General features: G+C 42.5%; 18 protein-coding genes and 1 rRNA gene. All 19 read right to left on the bottom strand.

Annotated elements, in window-relative coordinates; genetic code table 11:
• Positions 1-223: 223 nt before the first annotated feature.
• Positions 224-1,761: ribosomal RNA gene (locus QLQ22_RS00510) — 16S ribosomal RNA — on the bottom strand.
• A 286-nt stretch (positions 1,762-2,047) separates the two neighbouring features.
• Complete coding sequence (gene lysS, locus QLQ22_RS00505) at positions 2,048-3,547, bottom strand: lysine--tRNA ligase (RefSeq protein WP_070877679.1); 1,500 nt, start codon at positions 3,545-3,547, stop codon at positions 2,048-2,050.
• A gap of 92 nt (positions 3,548-3,639) precedes the next feature.
• Complete coding sequence (gene dusB, locus QLQ22_RS00500; protein ID WP_223438912.1) at positions 3,640-4,641, bottom strand: tRNA dihydrouridine synthase DusB; 1,002 nt, start codon at positions 4,639-4,641, stop codon at positions 3,640-3,642.
• Between the two features lie 23 nt (positions 4,642-4,664).
• A complete protein-coding gene (locus QLQ22_RS00495) occupies positions 4,665-4,871 on the bottom strand; it encodes a helix-turn-helix domain-containing protein (protein WP_223438911.1) in 207 nt (68 codons plus the stop codon).
• Positions 4,823-5,347, bottom strand: coding sequence for a 2-amino-4-hydroxy-6-hydroxymethyldihydropteridine diphosphokinase (gene folK, locus QLQ22_RS00490; protein WP_223438910.1), 525 nt, complete (start codon positions 5,345-5,347; stop codon positions 4,823-4,825). Before folK ends, QLQ22_RS00495 begins: the two co-directional genes overlap by 49 nt.
• Positions 5,344-5,706: a dihydroneopterin aldolase gene (gene folB / locus QLQ22_RS00485; RefSeq protein ID WP_223438909.1), complete on the bottom strand. Its 363-nt coding sequence runs from the start codon at positions 5,704-5,706 to the stop codon at positions 5,344-5,346. The genes folK and folB overlap by 4 nt, the downstream gene beginning before the upstream one ends.
• Complete coding sequence (folP, locus tag QLQ22_RS00480) at positions 5,699-6,556, bottom strand: dihydropteroate synthase (protein ID WP_284015807.1); 858 nt, start codon at positions 6,554-6,556, stop codon at positions 5,699-5,701. Before folP ends, folB begins: the two co-directional genes overlap by 8 nt.
• 15 nt (positions 6,557-6,571) lie before the next feature.
• Positions 6,572-7,435 (bottom strand): aminodeoxychorismate lyase, encoded by an 864-nt coding sequence (gene pabC, locus QLQ22_RS00475; protein ID WP_223438907.1) that lies wholly within the window; start codon positions 7,433-7,435, stop codon positions 6,572-6,574.
• Positions 7,436-7,439: 4 nt separating this feature from the next.
• A complete protein-coding gene (gene pabA, locus QLQ22_RS00470; protein WP_284015806.1) occupies positions 7,440-8,027 on the bottom strand; it encodes an aminodeoxychorismate/anthranilate synthase component II in 588 nt (195 codons plus the stop codon).
• Positions 8,024-9,454, bottom strand: a complete 1,431-nt coding sequence (gene trpE, locus QLQ22_RS00465; protein WP_284015805.1) for an anthranilate synthase component I — start codon at positions 9,452-9,454, stop codon at positions 8,024-8,026. Before trpE ends, pabA begins: the two co-directional genes overlap by 4 nt.
• Before the next feature lie 131 nt (positions 9,455-9,585).
• Positions 9,586-10,509, bottom strand: coding sequence for a cysteine synthase A (cysK, locus tag QLQ22_RS00460; protein WP_223438904.1), 924 nt, complete (start codon positions 10,507-10,509; stop codon positions 9,586-9,588).
• A 106-nt stretch (positions 10,510-10,615) separates the two neighbouring features.
• Positions 10,616-11,524, bottom strand: a complete 909-nt coding sequence (locus QLQ22_RS00455) for a peptidyl-prolyl cis-trans isomerase (RefSeq protein ID WP_284015804.1) — start codon at positions 11,522-11,524, stop codon at positions 10,616-10,618.
• Positions 11,525-11,547: 23 nt separating this feature from the next.
• A complete protein-coding gene (hslO, locus tag QLQ22_RS00450; RefSeq protein ID WP_223438902.1) occupies positions 11,548-12,426 on the bottom strand; it encodes an Hsp33 family molecular chaperone HslO in 879 nt (292 codons plus the stop codon).
• 19 nt (positions 12,427-12,445) lie between these two features.
• Positions 12,446-13,213: a type III pantothenate kinase gene (locus QLQ22_RS00445; RefSeq protein WP_223438901.1), complete on the bottom strand. Its 768-nt coding sequence runs from the start codon at positions 13,211-13,213 to the stop codon at positions 12,446-12,448.
• Between the two features lie 219 nt (positions 13,214-13,432).
• Positions 13,433-15,364, bottom strand: coding sequence for an ATP-dependent zinc metalloprotease FtsH (gene ftsH / locus QLQ22_RS00440; protein WP_223438900.1), 1,932 nt, complete (start codon positions 15,362-15,364; stop codon positions 13,433-13,435).
• A 103-nt stretch (positions 15,365-15,467) separates the two neighbouring features.
• Positions 15,468-16,010 (bottom strand): hypoxanthine phosphoribosyltransferase, encoded by a 543-nt coding sequence (gene hpt, locus QLQ22_RS00435; RefSeq protein WP_223438899.1) that lies wholly within the window; start codon positions 16,008-16,010, stop codon positions 15,468-15,470.
• A gap of 21 nt (positions 16,011-16,031) precedes the next feature.
• Positions 16,032-17,414: a tRNA lysidine(34) synthetase TilS gene (tilS, locus tag QLQ22_RS00430; RefSeq protein ID WP_284015803.1), complete on the bottom strand. Its 1,383-nt coding sequence runs from the start codon at positions 17,412-17,414 to the stop codon at positions 16,032-16,034.
• Between the two features lie 152 nt (positions 17,415-17,566).
• The gene (locus QLQ22_RS00425; RefSeq protein WP_252207845.1) at positions 17,567-18,553 is read right to left on the bottom strand and encodes a protein kinase domain-containing protein; all 987 of its coding nucleotides are present in this window, start codon (positions 18,551-18,553) and stop codon (positions 17,567-17,569) included.
• The gene (locus QLQ22_RS00420; protein WP_223438896.1) at positions 18,519-19,256 is read right to left on the bottom strand and encodes a vWA domain-containing protein; all 738 of its coding nucleotides are present in this window, start codon (positions 19,254-19,256) and stop codon (positions 18,519-18,521) included. The genes QLQ22_RS00425 and QLQ22_RS00420 overlap by 35 nt, the downstream gene beginning before the upstream one ends.
• Positions 19,257-19,263 lie beyond the last annotated feature (7 nt).

The following is a 19,263-nucleotide window of genomic DNA, read 5'->3' as shown; positions in this document are numbered from 1 at the left end:
CCGCATCATAAGATGCGTTTCGCATTTCGTTGTTTGTTTAGACATAAATGTCTAGAAAATCACTAATTATGGTAAGCGTAAATCTCAGTGAATTACTTGTTATCAATTACGTTATCTAGTTTTCAAAGAACAACCGACAAATCGGATGATTTGTCTTCTATCATAGAGAGAATGATCTCTCAAAACTAAACAAAAACCAAAAGCGTCCTCATATCTTCCTTAGAAAGGAGGTGATCCAGCCGCACCTTCCGATACGGCTACCTTGTTACGACTTCACCCCAATCATCTACCCCACCTTAGGCGGCTGGCTCCTTGCGGTTACCCCACCGACTTCGGGTGTTGCAAACTCTCGTGGTGTGACGGGCGGTGTGTACAAGGCCCGGGAACGTATTCACCGCGGCATGCTGATCCGCGATTACTAGCGATTCCAGCTTCATGCAGGCGAGTTGCAGCCTGCAATCCGAACTGAGAATGGTTTTATGGGATTGGCTAAACCTCGCGGTCTCGCAGCCCTTTGTACCATCCATTGTAGCACGTGTGTAGCCCAGGTCATAAGGGGCATGATGATTTGACGTCATCCCCACCTTCCTCCGGTTTGTCACCGGCAGTCACCTTAGAGTGCCCAACTGAATGCTGGCAACTAAGATCAAGGGTTGCGCTCGTTGCGGGACTTAACCCAACATCTCACGACACGAGCTGACGACAACCATGCACCACCTGTCACTTTGTCCCCCGAAGGGGAACCTTCTATCTCTAGAAGTGGCAAAGGATGTCAAGACCTGGTAAGGTTCTTCGCGTTGCTTCGAATTAAACCACATGCTCCACCGCTTGTGCGGGCCCCCGTCAATTCCTTTGAGTTTCAGTCTTGCGACCGTACTCCCCAGGCGGAGTGCTTAATGCGTTAGCTGCAGCACTAAAGGGCGGAAACCCTCTAACACTTAGCACTCATCGTTTACGGCGTGGACTACCAGGGTATCTAATCCTGTTCGCTCCCCACGCTTTCGCGCCTCAGCGTCAGTTACAGACCAGAGAGTCGCCTTCGCCACTGGTGTTCCTCCACATCTCTACGCATTTCACCGCTACACGTGGAATTCCACTCTCCTCTTCTGCACTCAAGTTTCCCAGTTTCCAATGACCCTCCCCGGTTGAGCCGGGGGCTTTCACATCAGACTTAAGAAACCGCCTGCGCGCGCTTTACGCCCAATAATTCCGGACAACGCTTGCCACCTACGTATTACCGCGGCTGCTGGCACGTAGTTAGCCGTGGCTTTCTGGTTAGGTACCGTCAAGGTGCGAGCAGTTACTCTCGCACTTGTTCTTCCCTAACAACAGAGTTTTACGATCCGAAAACCTTCATCACTCACGCGGCGTTGCTCCGTCAGACTTTCGTCCATTGCGGAAGATTCCCTACTGCTGCCTCCCGTAGGAGTCTGGGCCGTGTCTCAGTCCCAGTGTGGCCGATCACCCTCTCAGGTCGGCTACGCATCGTTGCCTTGGTGAGCCATTACCTCACCAACTAGCTAATGCGCCGCGGGCCCATCTGTAAGTGACAGCCGAAACCGTCTTTCCAACTTGAACCATGCGGTTCAAGATACTATCCGGTATTAGCTCCGGTTTCCCGGAGTTATCCCAGTCTTACAGGCAGGTTGCCCACGTGTTACTCACCCGTCCGCCGCTGACCTCCGAAGAGGTCCGCTCGACTTGCATGTATTAGGCACGCCGCCAGCGTTCGTCCTGAGCCAGGATCAAACTCTCCGAAGAAAATTTGTGACTCAATTTGTTGCTGACTTCAAAAATTTAAAACGTTTGGTACGCTTTTGGTTTTGTTTAGTTTTCAAAGATCATTTGCTTCAAGAGCAACTTTTAAATCATACCATTGTTGATTTGTTAAGTCAAGCACTCTTTTCAACTTTTTATTTTTTTGTTAGTCCGCTTTTTTGCGGCAACGTTTAATAATATATCACCGCTAACACTATTAAGCAAGACTTTTTTATAAAAAAACAAAATAAAAAAACCTCCGTACTTAAACGGAGGTTTTTAACCGATATTAACGATGTCTCATATGCGGGAATAACAATACATCTCTAATAGAAGATGAGTTTGTCAGAAGCATAACTACACGGTCAATTCCGATTCCAAGACCGCCTGTTGGAGGCATTCCGTATTCCAAAGCTTCAATGAAGTCTTCGTCCATCATATGTGCCTCGTCATTTCCTTGCTCTCTTTCTTGAAGCTGTGCTTCAAACCGTTCTTTTTGATCGATTGGATCATTGAGTTCTGTAAATGCGTTCGCATGCTCGCGCGCTACAATGAATAATTCAAATCGATCAGTGAAACGAGGATCTTCATCATTCTTTTTCGCAAGAGGAGAGATTTCAACAGGATGACCAAAGATAAATGTCGGCTCAATTAGATGCTCTTCTACTTTTTGCTCAAAGAATTCATTTATGATATGACCTACAGTCATGTTTTTGTTAATTTCAACATTATGCTCCGCTGCATGTGCTCGCGCTTCTTCGACGGTCATTTCCTGCCAGAAGTCTACACCAGTACGTTCTTTGATTGCATCAACCATGTGCAGCCTTGTCCACTCAGGCTGTAGATCAATCTCATACTCGCCATAAGTCACTTTCGTAGATCCAGTTACCTCTTTTGCAATATGAGCAATTAGATTTTCAGTTAATGACATGATGTCTCTATAGTCTGCATAAGCCTCATAAAGCTCAATCATCGTGAATTCCGGGTTATGGCGTGTAGAAATCCCTTCGTTTCTGTATACACGGCCAATTTCATATACTTTTTCCATTCCGCCCACAATTAGTCTCTTCAGATGAAGCTCAATCGCGATGCGCATGTACAATTGCATATCAAGTGCGTTGTGATGCGTTACAAATGGACGTGCTGATGCTCCGCCTGCAATTGTATGCATAGTTGGTGTTTCAACCTCTAAGTATCCGTTTTGGTCCAAATAACGGCGCATAGACTGAATGATCTTGCTGCGTGCAATAAATGTGCTTTTACTTTCGTCGTTCATGATTAAATCCAGGTATCTTTGACGGTAGCGCTGCTCGATGTCTTTCAAGCCGTGAAATTTGTCCGGAAGAGGACGCAACGATTTTGTCAGCAATTCAAAGCTTGTGACTTTAATAGAAAGCTCGCCCACTTTTGTTTTGAACATAACTCCTGTAACACCGACAATATCCCCTAAGTCAGCTGTGTTGAAAAGCTCATACTGCTCATCACCTACAGCATCTTTGCGCACATAGATCTGAATTTGCCCTTCGATGTCTTTAATGTGAGCGAATCCCGCTTTGCCTTTGCCGCGCTTGGTCATGATTCTTCCGGCAAGCGTAACAGAAATTTCTCTTTCTTCAAGATCTTCTTTTGAAATTTCACCGTACTCGCGCACTAATTGTGCTGTATAACCTGTACGTTCGAAACGTTTGCCGAATGGATCCAAACCTTTTTCGCGAAGCGTATGTAGTTTTTCCCGTCTTACTTTCAGCTGGTCATTTAGTTCTTCGTGGGTTAATTCTTCGTGACTCAAAAAAATCAGCTCCTATTCTATTATTTACGAACGAAAGCAGAAAAACTGCCAGTTCAAACTGGCAGTATGCAATCGCTGCGTTAAAAGACAGATTATCCTGCCTGAATGCTGTTTTGTTGTTTTGCTTCTGCCTCTAAAGTAAACTCATCAAGCAAATTCACCAGTTCATCTCTTGTATCCATTGTATTAATGGCGTTTCTTACAATGGCGTTGCCGCGGATTCCTTTAAGGTACCATGCAGCATGCTTTCTCATTTCTCTGACAGCTACAGTTTCGCCTTTTAATGCGATCAAGCGATCTAAGTGAAGTTTGCAAACATCCATTTTTTCGCGTACAGACGGCTCACCGATCAATTCTCCCGTATCAAGATACTGAACTGTACGATAGATCATCCACGGGTTACCAAGAGCTGCACGCCCGATCATGACGCCATCAACACCTGTTTCATCAAGCATTCTTTTTGCATCTTGAGGTGTTTGGACATCGCCATTTCCGATAACGGGAATATTGACAGATTGTTTAACTTCTTTAATGATATCCCAATTTGCTGTTCCTTCATACATTTGAACTCTCGTACGGCCATGAAGTGCTACAGCTTTTCCGCCCGCTCTTTCAACTGCTTGAGCATTACTGACAGCATAGATATGTTTGTCATCCCAGCCCATGCGCATTTTAACAGTTACAGGTTTATCTACTGCATCAACAACAGCTGAAACCATGTCATAAATTTTGTCCGGATCAAGGAGCCATCTTGCGCCTGCATCACATTTCGTAATCTTAGGTACAGGACACCCCATATTGATATCAATAATATCTGCAGTCGTATTCTTATCAACGAATTTAGCTGCTTCTACCAGCGTATCTTTTTTGCCTCCGAAAATTTGAAGACTTAATGGTTTTTCGCGCTCATCAATATACAGCATGCCCATTGTTTTGGCATTGTTATAAAGGATCGCTTTATCGCTGACCATTTCAGCACAAACAAGACCCGCTCCAAATTCTTTTACTGTCAGACGGAATGCAGAGTTGCAGACTCCGGCCATCGGCGCAAGGACAACGCGGTTTTTCATTTGAATATCGCCTATTTTAAACAATATTTGACCTCCTTTTCTGCGATTCAATCTCTTGGTGATAATTCTTCTATGGTGACGTTCAGAGCGGCCGCTACTTCTTGTATCAACTGATCATTCGGCAGTCTGTTTCCCCGTTCAACTTCACCTAACACAGAAACAGAAATACCCAGGTCTTTTGCAAAGCTTTCTTGAGTATATCCTTTCAGCTTTCGAAAAGCGCGAATACGTCTTCCCCATTTTTCTGCTTCCATATTCGTACTCCTTTTTTATCTGTTAATTGATCTATAATTATCGAAAGCGGCTGCTCGCTGTTTGGAATCTTTATTTCTGGTTGTATCTCATAAAGCGGTATTAACACGAACGAGCGTTCTAACATCCTTGGGTGAGGAATAATTAGGTGCTCTGTTTCAATATTTTCGTGATTAAACAACAAAATGTCAAGGTCTAAAGTTCGAGGACCCCATTTTAATTCTCTTTTTCTGCCAAGCTCTTTTTCAATCCCCTGCATGACATCCAGCAGCTGAAACGCTGATAAATCTGTGCGGACGGAGAGCACCATGTTCAAAAATGCATCCTGATCCACGTACCCGACTGGATCTGTTTCATAAATAGAGGAAATTTTTTCCACCTTTATAGCTGGATGCTCGTTCAAGCTTAGGATGGCATCTTTTACATAACGCTCTCTGTCTCCTATATTAGATCCAAGTGCGAGAAAGGCCTTGTTCATGTCCGGCCTCTTTTGATTTCAACCGAAACATGCTGATAATGCCCCGGGATTGGAGGATCTGGCTTGTACAGCTTTACTGTGCAATTGTTCACCTGCTGAAATTCCTTCAGCACTTGCTCAGCTATCTTTTCTGCAACAGCCTCCACAAGCTTATACGGCTTCCCTTCAGCAATGTTTTTGCAGATGTGATAAAGAGAAGCATAATTTACAGTATGCTGAAGATCATCTGTCCGTCCAGCTTCCCGCAAGTCAAGCTCGACCGTAAGATCCGCGCGAAACCGCTGCCCTAGTTTCGTTTCTTCTGAGAATACTCCGTGATACCCGTAGAATTCCATTCCGCTCACAACTATTTTATCCATGAACAGCCGCCCCTTTTCCAAGCATTGCATCCATCATCTTTGCCATTCTTGCAATACCCTGAACATCATGCACACGCACAATGCTGCACCCTTTTTCAATGCCGAGGCAAACTGTCGCGCCCGTCCCTTCCATTCTATCAGAAGGAGGGAGGTCAAGAATGCGGCCAATGAAGGATTTTCTTGATGTCCCTAAAAGGACCGGATAGCCAAGCTGCGTAAATGTTTCAAGATTTCTCATGACAGCGAGGTTATCCTCCATTGTCTTTGCAAAGCCTATACCCGGATCTAAAATAATCTTATCATCCTGTACACCCGCCCGCTTAACAATTTCAACACTTTCATTAAGATCTGCGATCATATCGGGAATCAAACTTTCGTATTTCCGCTCTTGCCTATTGTGCATTAGAACAATGGGAACATTATACTTAGCCGCTACAGCAGCCATATTTGGATCTGCTTTAGCTCCCCATACATCGTTGATTATTGTCGCTCCTGCAAGTATGGCCTGTTCAGCCACATCCGCTTTATACGTGTCAATAGATATTGGCACATTGATTTCTTTAGAAAGTTTTCCAATGATCGGAACCACTCTTTTGATCTCTTCAGCAGAATCAACGTACTCTGCCCCAGGTCTTGTGGATTCCCCGCCAACATCAATAATATCTGCCCCGTTTGCAATCATCTCTTCTGCATGTGCAAGGGCAGAATCTATCTGATTAAATTTCCCCCCATCAGAAAAAGAGTCCGGAGTGAGGTTTAAGATCCCCATGATAAAGGTCTTTTCACTGAGGTTTAAATTATAAGGGCCGCATGATAGTTGTTTCTTATTGGCAAGTAAAATCGTTTCCATCTTCTCATCAATCCTTTACAGCTCAAATCTGCTTTTCAGCAGCATTGTATTTTGCTTATACATCTTCTGTAGTGTTTGCGTAATTTCACCTTTTTTCCCTAAAAAAGATTGGGAACCAATTTCTTTTAAAGGAATGATCTCCTGAACAGAATTTACCGCAAATACCTCATCAGCCTTTAGCAGCTTTTCTGCTGGATAGAAACCTTCCTCCGCTTGAAGGCCGATTTTTTCTAAACAGCGCATAATAAACTGGCGGGTAATCCCATTTAAAATGCCAGTATCAATTGAAGGAGTATATACGATATGATCTTTTATCCAAAAAAGGTTAGATACAATTCCTTCTGCCACAAAACCCTCTTTTGTTAAAAAAATGCCTTCAATTGATGGGTCATTGCCGATTTCATGCTTGGCCAGAATATTATTAAGATAATGATGCGATTTCAGGCGCTGCTCTCCCTCAGGGGTATTGCGCGGCAGCGATAAGATACGCCCGCTCTTTTCCAGATTCTCAGGCATTTCAGGCAGCTTCCTCATAAAGAGCATCACAGTCGGCTCCCAGTATTCCATTGCCCCAAAGGCAAGCCCGCCGGCACCTGCTGAAACATTTAAACGAACAGAGACGTTCTCGTTCTCCAGCTGATTAAGGACAAGCAGCTTCTGAATCACATCTTCAATCTTAAGACCGGTTAGTTCTAAGCGGATGTGAAGCTCTTCCAAGGCACCCTGCAGACGATGCAAGTGATCGTCCAGCAAAAAAGGATGCCCCTTATACAGCCTGAATGTTTCAAATGCCCCTAATCCATACAAATATCCATGATCAAAAGGGGAGATTTTTGCTTCCTCTGCTTTTACATAGTCTGAATTAAGGTAAATATACATATCGTTAAACCAGTTTTCTGGATGGCTGGTATGTTTTTATAAAATTGCCCAGCAGATTTTTTCCAAAGGAAGTCATAATCGATTCAGGATGAAATTGCACCCCTTCGATTGGAAGGGTTTTATGCCGAATCGCCATAATTTCATCTTCATCTGTCCATGCTGTAATCTCAAAGCAGTCTGGCAATGTTTCTTTTTTCACAATTAATGAATGATAGCGTGTTGCGGTAAATGGATTTTCTATATCCTGAAAGACCGTTTTTCCATCATGATGCATCTCCGATGTTTTCCCGTGCATTAATCGTTCTGCACGGACTACATCACCGCCAAATACCTGAGCAATAGATTGATGACCAAGGCATACTCCAAAAATAGGAATTTTCCCTGCAAAGTATTCTATGGCTGCAAGACTGATTCCAGCTTCGTTAGGGCTGCAGGGCCCAGGTGAAATCATTAAGAAATCCGGGGCAAGCTCTTCCATTTCAGCCAAAGTAATTTCATCATTTCTGCGGACAACCAGTTCTTCACCAAGCTCACCTAAATACTGCACTAAATTAAATGTAAATGAATCATAATTATCAATCATTAAAATCATCTTTCTCTCACCTCTGCTGTCATATTCTCTTCTTCACTCAGCTCTTTTGCTCTCAATAAGGCCTGCGCCTTTTTTAATGACTCTTTGTATTCATGTTTCGGGTTTGAGTCGATCACGATCCCCGCTCCTGACTGGATGTAGGCATGTCCATCCTTTGCAAGCAGTGTGCGGATGACAATGTTCAGCTCCATATCTCCATTATATCCAATCCAGCCGATGGAGCCCGTATAAATGCCTCTTCGTGACGGTTCTAGTTCTTCAATAATTTCCATTGTTCTTATTTTCGGAGCTCCTGTTATCGTGCCCCCAGGAAAAACACCTTTAAAAACATCGATATAGTCTTTTTCTTCGGCTAATGTTCCTTGTACATTTGAAACAATGTGCATAACATGCGAATATTTTTCAATGACCATAAACTCGTTTACTTCAACTGTTCCGTATTTGCACACTCTTCCCAAGTCATTTCTCTCAAGATCGACAAGCATGACATGTTCTGCCCGTTCCTTCTCATTTTGAATCAGTTCATTTGCAAGCTTTGTATCTTCCTCTTCATTTTCCCCTCTCGACCTAGTTCCTGCGATTGGGCGCGTGCTTGCTTTTTCTCCATCAATCTTCACTAAAAGCTCTGGAGAGCCGCTGACAATCTGGAAATCCTTCAATTCGAGATAAGCCATATAAGGAGAAGGATTTAATTCTCTTAGCGTTTCATAAATCTTAAGCGGATGAACTTCTAACGGCTGGGTTTGCCTTACGGATAAGTTCACCTGAAAAACATCGCCGCTCTCTATATATTCTTTGATTTTCTCTACTGCTTCCATGAAGGATTCTTTAGTAAAAGCATCCTGCAACGCTTCCCCTTTAGGCGCAGCCTGTTTATGAATAAATGGCTCAGAACGCAACTCAGTCCAGCTCCGTTCCATTTCAGCAATGCGTCTCTTAGCCTCTTCTACTTCATGATCCTGTCTGTAATGGGTAATGAACCAAATCTCACGCTCTTGGTGATCATAAACAGCAAGATCATCAAACAGCAGGAAAAACAAATCAGGCGTTTCCAGATCATCTTTTGAATGCTGTTCGAGTTTTTCAAAATATCTTACACAATCGTAGCTGAAAAAGCCAATAGCTCCTCCCTGAAAATCCGGAAGCTCTTCGTCTTTAACAGATTTATAAGCAGAAAACCAATCTCTGAAGGTATCGAGCAGATTCCCATTCCGTTCTTCTGCCGTATCATTCGTCTGTATTGTTAAAACAGAATCTTTCCCTCTTACAATCGCTGCAGGCTTCAATCCTGCAATGCTGTACCGTCCGCCTCTGCCGCTTTCTAAGAATGCATGATACTCCTCATGTTTAGAAAGATGCTGATATTGTTTAAAGAAATCAAGATTGTATTCCGCTTTTTTTGCGAGCGGCTTTCTCTCAAGATGCATCTATACCCTCTCCTTAAAAACTCATACCTTCATTTTACCTAAAACACAGGAAGATTACATGATGAAAATATTGAAAGGAGAGGAAACTAAAGAGACAGTATAGAAAAAACAGCCCGAAGGCTGTTTTTATTTTAATCGAATTGATATAACGGAGTGCTTAAGTATCTTTCGCCGTTGCTTGGAATGATGGCCAGAACTTTTTTGCCTTTTCCTAATTCTTTCGCAACCTGCAATGCAGCTTTAATAGCTGCACCCGAAGAAATTCCTCCGAGCAAACCTTCTTCTTTAGCTGCTTGGCGGGCAACCTCAAATGCTTCTTCATTTTTGACGGTAATGACTTCATCGTAAATGTCTGTTTTTAAGATATCAGGCACAAATCCTGCGCCGATACCCTGAATTTTATGAGGGCCCGGTTTACCGCCAGACAATACTGGTGAGTCTGAAGGCTCAACTGCATAAATCTTAATGTCTGGATAAGCTTCCTTAAGTACTTGGCCAGCACCAGTGATTGTACCGCCTGTTCCGATACCTGAAATAAATGCATCAAGCTGATCACCCATTTGGCTCACAATTTCAGGACCTGTTGTTCTGCGGTGAACCTCAGGATTCGCTTCATTTTTAAATTGCTGAGGCATGAAGTAACCATGTTCTTTAGAAAGTTCCTCAGCTTTGCGAATGGCTCCGCCCATTCCTTCGGGACCTGGTGTAAGCACAAGCTCTGCTCCATATGCTTTTAAAAGATTACGGCGCTCCATACTCATTGTCTCAGGCATAACTAAAATAGCCTTAATGCCTTTAGCAGCAGCTACCATGGCTAAACCGATACCTGTATTGCCGCTTGTTGGTTCAATAATCGTATCTCCGGCTTTAAGAAGACCCTTTTCTTCAGCTGCCTCAATCATTGCAAGTGCAATCCGGTCTTTTACGCTGCTTCCCGGGTTCATAAACTCAAGCTTCAAATAAACATCGGCGCTATCCTCATCTACGATTCGATTTAACTTCACTATCGGTGTTTCCCCAATCAGTTCGTGTATTGAATTTGCAACACGCGTCAATCTGACCACCTCTATTTCCGAGTATTTTTATTGGCTTTAAAAAGAATGTACCAAAACTCAGTCTGAATTGTCAATCTTTTCTTACTTATCGGATAGGACAAACTGCTTATTCCTTAGAAGTATCATCATCATAAAACCACGTAACTCCTGCCTCTTCCCACAATGGTTTAACAGATACAGCAGATTCCATTTGTTCCAGTGCAATCTGCCTTCTCATTTGATTTTTCACATCTTCATATGAGTATTGGACACCATCAAGCTTTTCTTTTAATAAAAGAACAGAATAGCCGAGCTTACTCTTAATCGGGTGGCTCCATTCATCTATTTTCAGTTTCTCAGCCTCGCCAACATATTGTGATGGAAGGTAATCATTATTTGCGGACACAAACCCAAGCTCTCCTCCCTCGTTTGCCGTAAATTCATCAATTGACTTTTCAGCAGCCAGCGCTTCAAAGCTTGAGCCGCCTTTTAGTTCTTCTATCACTTTTAAAGCATCTTCCTCGGTCTCCGTCACAATATGGAATAAGTGATACGAATCTTCAATTGAATACAGCTCTTTATTGGAGTCATAATAAGCTTTCAGTTCTTTATCAGATATTTCAACATCCTTGGTTAACAATTCTTCTAACAGTATGCTGTATCTGATTTGCTCGCGCAGTTCTTTCGTATCTGTCAGCCGTTCGTTATCAAGGGAATTGTACATGGATTTGTACATCGTAAGCTCGCGTTCAAGTTCTTCTTCAGGGATCTTAATGCTGTGCTTTTCCGCAAGCTCCTCAACTACCGTAAAATTAATCATCTCTTCAAGTGTTTCTTTTCCGAAACGCTCTTCAAGCTCCGCCATCCAGTCTTCCCTTGTAATTTCTTTCTTTCCGACAACAGCAATGGACTCCGATTTCTGGTTTCCAGAAACAACAGCTGCTATACTGTCATCTTTAGATAAGAAATAGGCCAAGGTAAAACAATTAATGATGACAAGACCAAAAATGATTGGCCATACTGCTTTCCCGTTCATTTCTCCATCTCCTGTTTCATTGTTCAGTTTAACGCACTTTCCTTCAGCGCTGTTAATTCTTCTTTGTTGAAATGATATCTTTCATTGCAAAAATGACATTCTGCCTCTGCTTTGCCATCCTCTTCAATCATACTTTGAATTTCTTCGGCACCTAGGCTGATAATGGCATTTGCGATTCTTTCGCGGGAGCAAGGGCAATGGAATGCAACGGATTGTTTATCTAGCAGCTTCACGTTTTCTTTACCTAATACTTCAAAAAGAATTTCTTCTGGAGTTAATCCTTTTTGAATTAACTTCGAAATTGGCTCTACACTGCCTAGACGTTTCTCGATTTCTGTAATAGTTGATTCATCCGTCCCCGGCATTAATTGAACAATGAATCCTCCTGCTGCAAGGATTGTATTATCCGGATTAACAAGTACTCCGACACCCACAGACGAGGGAACCTGCTCTGAGGATACAAGATAATAGGTGAAATCCTCACCTAATTCGCCAGACACGATGGGAACTGAACCTGTAAAATGTTCTTTCATCCCAAGATCCTTCACAATGGAAAGCATGCCTGTGGTGCCTACTGCCCGTGCGACATCAAGCTTCCCTTTTTCATTAAGGTCAAAATGAGTTTGAGGGTTTGTGACGTAGCCTCTCACCTCGCCTTTTGCATTGCTGTCTACAACAATGACACCGATAGGCCCGCCTCCCTCAACTTTGATCGTCATTTTATTCTCGCCTTTAAGCATTGATCCAAGCATGACTCCAGCTGTCATAGACCGGCCTAAAGCTGCTGAAGCAGTCGGCCATGTCTGGTGCCTTCTTTGCGCTTCTCCTACTGTGTCTGTTGTTTTGGCAGCATACGCACGCACTTGCCCGTCAAACGCAAGCGCCTTTACTAAATAATCCATTGTAATCTCACCTTCCAAATTAAATGCTGTTTCTTTCATAAATAAGCTGCAGGCCTTTTAACGTAAGGAAAGGATCGACAATTTCAATTACTTTCGATTCAGACGCAATCAATGATGCCAGTCCTCCTGTAGCAATAACCTTAGGCTCTGCTTTTGACTGTTGTTTCATTCTATTAACAATGCCTTCTACTTGTCCCACATAGCCGAATAAAATACCGGCCTGCATCGCACTCACAGTATTTTTTCCGATAATATCGTCCGGTCTTGCAATTTCAATTCTTGGAAGTTTAGCTGCTCTTGAATATAACGCTTCTGTTGAAATGTTAATTCCCGGGGCAATAGCTCCCCCCATATATTGTTTTTCCTCATTTATATAACAATAGGTTGTGGCTGTACCAAAGTCGACAATAATTAAAGGTCCTCCGTATAAATGAATGCCGGCCACTGCATTAACTATTCTGTCAGCACCAACCTCACGCGGATTCTCATATTTTATGTTCAAACCTGTTTTAATTCCTGGTCCTACAACTAAAGGCTTTTGCTTAAAGTACTTTGAACACATTCTCTCGAGCGAGAACATAATTGGAGGAACAACGGACGAAATAATAATCCCTTTAATATCGGTAAGCTGTATTCCTTCATGTTCAAATAATGATTTAATCAGCATGCCAAACTCATCTTCCGTTTTATTTCTTGTCGTTTCAATTCGCCAGTGATGTTTTAATTCATCACTCTCAAAAACGCCTAAAACGGTATTTGTATTCCCTACATCCAATACTAAAAACATATGTATCACCACTTTGTATAGTTTCTTTTCACTTTTTAAGGCTCATTCTTTTCAATCATATCATATGAGTTAAGAAATCGAATCGTATAAAAATAAGAACTGAATCAATTATTATTCCCCAGAATAAACAACATCTCCATTTTATTCTTTTTAGAAGATGAAATGCAAAAAGAAAGAACCGCAAGCTCATAATGAACATGCGGTTCTTCTAAAGACCGATTAATCTTCTTTTCGATCTTCATGTATTTCAGATGTTTGTTCTTCATCCTTTTTCGGGAGGATGTTCACTTTCACATCTTCTTGTTTTTTGTCGACAGCAGCTGGCCGATCCGGCAATGTGCCATGATCCACAAGGTGTTTAATCTGTTCTGCATCGAGTGTTTCAATTTCAAGCAGTGTTTGAGCAATCAGCTCTAATTTATCACGATTCTCAGTAAGAATCTTCTTAGCACGCTCATAGCTTTCTTTAATGAAGCGCTGCACTTCCATATCAATTTCATGTGCAATGGCATCACTATAGTTCTGCTCGCTGTTGAAGTCGCGTCCTAAGAACACTTGCCCTTGCGATTGTCCAAATTGCAATGGCCCTAGCTTATCACTCATACCAAACTCTGTTACCATGCGGCGGGCAATGCCTGTCGCACGCTGGAAGTCATTGGATGCTCCTGTGCTGACTTCGCCGAATACGATGTCCTCAGCTACACGGCCGCCGAGAAGTCCAGTAATTTTATCAAGAAGCTCAGGCTTCGTCATAAAGTAACGATCTTCTTTCGGAAGCATAACAGCATATCCGCCAGCTTGACCGCGAGGTACGATTGTTACTTTGTGCACCATATCAGCCTCATCAAGAATTACTCCGATAATTGTATGCCCTGCTTCATGATAGGCAACAATTTTGCGTTCTTTTTGAGAAATAACACGGCTCTTCTTCGCAGGACCCGCAATTACACGGTCTGTAGCTTCATCAATATCTGTCATATCGACCTTTTTCTTATTGCGGCGGGCAGCAACAAGTGCAGCCTCATTCAGAAGGTTTTCAAGATCTGCACCTGAGAATCCAGGTGTACGGGCGGCGATCGATTTTAAATTAACAGCATCATCTAAAGGCTTGTTGCGGGCATGTACTTGAAGAACTGCCTCACGACCTTTAAGATCAGGACGGTCAACCGTAATCTGACGGTCAAAACGGCCTGGACGCAATAAAGCAGGATCAAGAATGTCAGGGCGGTTTGTAGCAGCAATCATAATGATTCCTTCATTTCCGCCAAATCCGTCCATTTCAACAAGCAATTGGTTAAGGGTCTGCTCACGCTCATCATGGCCTCCGCCAAGACCCGCGCCGCGCTGACGGCCAACTGCATCAATTTCATCAATAAAGATAATACAAGGTGCGTTCTTTTTCGCATTCTCAAACAAGTCACGAACACGGGAAGCCCCTACACCGACAAACATTTCAACGAAATCAGATCCGCTGATTGAGAAGAACGGCACGCCAGCTTCTCCGGCAGCAGCACGTGCAAGAAGCGTTTTACCTGTTCCAGGAGGTCCTACAAGAAGAACACCTTTAGGAATGCGGGCGCCAAGCTCTGCAAACTTACGTGGATCCTTTAGGAATTCCACGACTTCAACAAGCTCCTGCTTCTCTTCATCTGCACCTGCAACGTCTTTAAATCTGACCTTTTTCTTTTCTTCGCTGTAAAGCTTGGCTTTGCTTTTGCCAAAGTTCATGACACGGCTTCCGCCGCCCTGAGCCTGGTTGAGCAAGAAGAAGAAAAGAATGAAGATAATGACAAAAGGAATGATGGATGTAAAGAACGTTACCCATCCGCTGGTTTCTTCTGCAGGTACGAACTTAACGCTCGTTTTCCCCTGAGCAGCAGCATCCACACGGTCTAATGCTTTGTCGCTTAATACATGAGTTACAAATAACTCATCTTCTTTATAATCAGTTAACTTACCTTTAACTTCATAAACCCCACGCAGCGGCTGTATCGTTATTTCTTCAACATCTCCAGCCTCAAGTTCGGAAATGAATTTACTGTAAGTTAATGGTTCAGTTTTTGTATTGTTTCCTTGGAAAAAACTGACGACTCCAATAACCACTAAAAAGATTAATAAATAAAATATGGTATTACGGAAGATCCGATTCATTCCTTACCTCCTCCCACAGTAAACACAGCTATTTTAAATAGTATCATAGAAAATCATGGCAATACAACTAATTAGCCATTTGTATACTTGACAAAATCCATTGTTACTTATTTTGATAAATTTCAGGCTTCAGCACGCCGATGTACGGAAGATTGCGGTAGCGTTCAATGTAATCTAAACCATAGCCGACTACAAATGCATCCGGAACTTCAAAGCATACATAATCTGCCTGGATATCAGCTTTGCGTCCAGTCGGTTTATCAAGCAAAGTCACAATGCTGATTGTTTTTGCTTTACGGTAACGGAAAAGCTCTACTAAGTAGCTTAGTGTTAAACCGCTGTCGATGATATCTTCAATGATTAGAATGTCTCTGCCTTCAACTGAAGTATCCAAATCCTTAAGAATCTTAACTTCACCGGAAGAGACCGTAGATGTACCATAACTCGAAACATCCATAAAGTCCATTTCCAAGTATGTATCGATGTTCTTCAGCAGATCCGCCATAAAAGGCATTGCACCCTTTAAAACACCAATTGCGAGCGGAAAGCGGTCTTTATATTCTTCTGTTAGCGCTTTGCCCAATGCTTTTACTTTGACACTGATCTCTTCTTCTGTGATTAATACTTTTTCGATATCCTGCTTCATTACAAGTTGCCCCCTACAAAATCATTGCTCTTTATATTCCAGTACAACACAATCACCCTCGGATAACCCGTATTCTTCAAATGAAGATTTCTTAAGGCCGGGAAGCCAGAGGATATTACCGCTGCCATCTTCTAAAACAGGCCAGCTGTTTCTCTTATTGATCGGTACTTTAGCATCAATAAATATATCTTTTACTTTTTTCGTACCGTTCATGCCTTTCAGTTTGATTTTATCACCTTGCCTTCTTGTGCGGATAAGCAAGGGTTTGTTCAAAGAAGAATATGGCATGACGAACACATGGTTCCCTGACAGATCATCAGGACTCCTGTCCGAAATTTCACAAGTTATGATATACCCGTTTGGGAGGGAAGTGCGTGAAGGTATCTGCACTTGCATCTCATATGACTGGTCTGTGTTTTGTTCAAAAGTAAACAAACACGTTTGATAGGATTTGATTACTTTTAGACCGTCTGGGTAATCAAGTGAACCGGAAGGATGTTTTTGCGAGAGTAAAGACTGAAGACTCTCTATATGTATAGAAGAAAGGGAAGATGGAATATCTTCGTAAAGATAGTTTAATATTAGTTGAATACCTCTTCTTTGTAAAGGCATAGGCAGGGTTTTAAACATTTCAATATTCAATTCGATTTCGTTCTTTTTCCTTTTCAATACTGTATTCAATTTTTCTTTCGTTAATTCCTGTAAGAACTGCTCATCTTCTCTAAATGTTCTGCTGAAAAACTGAAATCTCTCATGAACTTTAGGGTTTTCTTCCTTAAGAAACGGCAATACATGTTTGCGGAAGCGATTTCTTGTATAGTCCTGCTTCTCGTTGCTTGGATCAAATCGCGGAGACAGCTTGTGTTCATGACAGTAGGTAAGAATTTGATCTTTTGTAAAAGATAAAAAAGGACGAATGATTTTCCCGCTGTCAAAATCACGCATTTCAGGAATTCCCGCAATAGAAGCACCCATTCCGCCTCTAGTCATTCTCATTAAAATGGTCTCAACCTGATCATCTCCATGATGCCCTAAAGACAAAAACTTTCCCTCATACTTTTCCATTACTTTGCTGTAGAAAGTGTAGCGGCATTCTCTGGCTGCATTCTGAGCACTCATTTCCGGGTGCTTCCTGGCGAAATCAGACACGTTCAGCTGAACAGCTTCACACGGAACCCCATTCGAACGGCAATAGTGCTTAACAAATTCCATTTCTTCTTCAGACTGTCGACCTCTAAACATATGATCCACATGAGCAGCAATGATTCTAAGCTGATAAGCTTGCTGAAACCTCATAAATAAATGAAGCAGGGCAAGCGAATCAGGTCCGCCTGAAACCCCAATCACAACGGTTGCATCTTTTATATCGTTAACATTAAGAAAAGTCCGGAAACGTTCTAGCATGGCATTCCTCTTTTATAGCATGATTTAATAATTTTTTTCTAAAACGCATCCTGTCCGAGAACAGTACATTCTATATTGAGTGCACATTAATACTATCACTTATGCTTTGGCGTCTGCAAAAAAGAAGTCCCCCGTTCACATATTTATCAAATTTACAGGAGATAGTGATAAACATAGAACGAATAGATAATGCATAAAGCAGCAATAATCATCACGGTTTCGATCCATCCGCTTACTTTGCTCTTCTTTTTAACCTGCACCCGCGTTTTTTTCTGCTGATGGTTTGGAGCAGACTGTCTTGCTGCGGCAGGGGGCTTTCTGCTCGTCTTAGGATAAAGAGACTGCAGGAAATCCTGTTTCATTTCAGAAGCATACTTGTATTTTCCCAAGATGGCATTATTTAAAACGGCAGAATGCTGCCGCAAGTAAGGATTTGACTGAATAACAGCATTTAGCTGACCGTTTCCGTCTCCCTGCTTTTTAAACCGTTTAGGATAAACAGAATTGATCACGATCATAGCAGCTGCAAATAGATCATACTCCGCCTCCGCCTTGCGGGTCCCAAGTCCCCAGTATCCTCTATCAAAAAAATCGGTAAACTCTTTTATAGACCTGCCCTTAAGCGTTGTTCCTCCAACATCTATAAACCTCAGCTGCACCGGCCTGTCAGCCACAATCAGATTCTCCGGTTTCAAGTCGCCGAAAACCCAGCCTGCCTGATGGAGCTCCTGCAGATTTGAGAGAAGCTGAATTATTAATACACCAATCCATTCGTTGCCATTGTTCTGGATAAAATCAAGATATTGCTTTCCTTTAATATATTCCATTACATAAAAAGGAACTTGTGTTTGGGTTCTGGGATTCATCCAATCATCTACATCAATTAAAGCAGGCCCAAGGGAATTCCCCTGGACCTTTGAAAAGTGTTTAAGGACATTCACTTCAGAAGTAATGGACATGCTGTTCTCACTTACTTTAAGTGCTGAAAGTCCATGTTTTCCCTCCGCTAAATAGACAATCCCTGTAGCACCCTGACCAAGGGGTTTCAATATCCGGTACTGCTGATTATGCCACTTTCCCTTAATAATGGTGCCTGGTGCAGCTTTACATGTTTGATTCGTTGAAGTATTGTTCATCATCTGAGAGCAAACTCCTTAAAGAACGCTTTTTCTTAAACGAATGGATGCCATCACGAATAGCCGGTCCGGTCGGGGTAATGCCGCCAGTTGTAAGTTTAGGAAAAATAGAGGAGAGCGATTCAAGTTTCGGTGTCCATTCCAAAATGGTTTCAACTTCATCCTTTTTCCCAGGAAATACAGACACTGAAAATTGATTTTCCCCTATTCTCGAATTCAAGCTGATAGATAAATCCAAAAGTGATTCTTTTACAGTCGGCAGTTTCGGCTTCATGCTTCCGCTCATATCTACTAATATTAAAATCTCCATACCGATCGTTTCTCCAAGCTCATCGACTACTTCCATCACCTCTCCCCGTTTTTCAGGCGAAAGCTCCTCCATTGTCACTTTCTTCCCGAGGATTTGCTGAAGTTCAGAATTGACCACCCCTTGCAGAGTTTGAGTCATCGCTTGCCTTGTAACCATTTGCACCGTTTGAGAGAGCTGATGAGCATAGACAATCTGGCTTACACCTCCGCCCGACATAGCAATCCCTTCAATCTCATCGATCGCCTCCTGATCAATCACATTTTCTTCAACGATTCCGATTACATTTACTGAAATGCCTTGTTCTTTTGCCAGAGCCGCCATCGCAATCGGATCTTCACCGTGATTGGAGCAGCCGTCGGTTATAAGCAGAATTTGTTTTAATTTTCCCTTATTCATTTTAGTC

The organism is Metabacillus hrfriensis, assembly GCF_030127205.1.
In the GTDB taxonomy this organism is placed as follows: domain Bacteria; phylum Bacillota; class Bacilli; order Bacillales; family Bacillaceae; genus Bacillus_P; species Bacillus_P dongyingensis.
Note: the sequence above shows the minus strand (reverse complement) of the source record. Positions and strands in the feature narration are given on the sequence as shown.

Excerpts from the sequence above, each read along its gene's own strand:
- QLQ22_RS00445 (WP_223438901.1), bottom strand. The coding sequence starts at position 13,213 with ATGTTTTTAGTATTGGATGTAGGGAATACAAATACCGTTTTAGGCGTT.
- QLQ22_RS00420 (WP_223438896.1), bottom strand. The coding sequence starts at position 19,256 with ATGAATAAGGGAAAATTAAAACAAATTCTGCTTATAACCGACGGCTGC.
- folB (WP_223438909.1), bottom strand. The coding sequence starts at position 5,706 with ATGGATAAAATAGTTGTGAGCGGAATGGAATTCTACGGGTATCACGGA.
- hpt (WP_223438899.1), bottom strand. The coding sequence starts at position 16,010 with ATGAAGCAGGATATCGAAAAAGTATTAATCACAGAAGAAGAGATCAGT.
- hslO (WP_223438902.1), bottom strand. The coding sequence starts at position 12,426 with ATGGATTATTTAGTAAAGGCGCTTGCGTTTGACGGGCAAGTGCGTGCG.
- QLQ22_RS00495 (WP_223438911.1), bottom strand. The coding sequence starts at position 4,871 with ATGGAAGCAGAAAAATGGGGAAGACGTATTCGCGCTTTTCGAAAGCTG.
- QLQ22_RS00425 (WP_252207845.1), bottom strand. The coding sequence starts at position 18,553 with ATGATGAACAATACTTCAACGAATCAAACATGTAAAGCTGCACCAGGC.
- pabA (WP_284015806.1), bottom strand. The coding sequence starts at position 8,027 with ATGATTTTAATGATTGATAATTATGATTCATTTACATTTAATTTAGTG.
- ftsH (WP_223438900.1), bottom strand. The coding sequence starts at position 15,364 with ATGAATCGGATCTTCCGTAATACCATATTTTATTTATTAATCTTTTTA.
- tilS (WP_284015803.1), bottom strand. The coding sequence starts at position 17,414 with ATGCTAGAACGTTTCCGGACTTTTCTTAATGTTAACGATATAAAAGAT.
- folK (WP_223438910.1), bottom strand. The coding sequence starts at position 5,347 with ATGAACAAGGCCTTTCTCGCACTTGGATCTAATATAGGAGACAGAGAG.
- QLQ22_RS00455 (WP_284015804.1), bottom strand. The coding sequence starts at position 11,524 with ATGAACGGGAAAGCAGTATGGCCAATCATTTTTGGTCTTGTCATCATT.
- trpE (WP_284015805.1), bottom strand. The coding sequence starts at position 9,454 with ATGCATCTTGAGAGAAAGCCGCTCGCAAAAAAAGCGGAATACAATCTT.
- pabC (WP_223438907.1), bottom strand. The coding sequence starts at position 7,435 with ATGTATATTTACCTTAATTCAGACTATGTAAAAGCAGAGGAAGCAAAA.
- folP (WP_284015807.1), bottom strand. The coding sequence starts at position 6,556 with ATGGAAACGATTTTACTTGCCAATAAGAAACAACTATCATGCGGCCCT.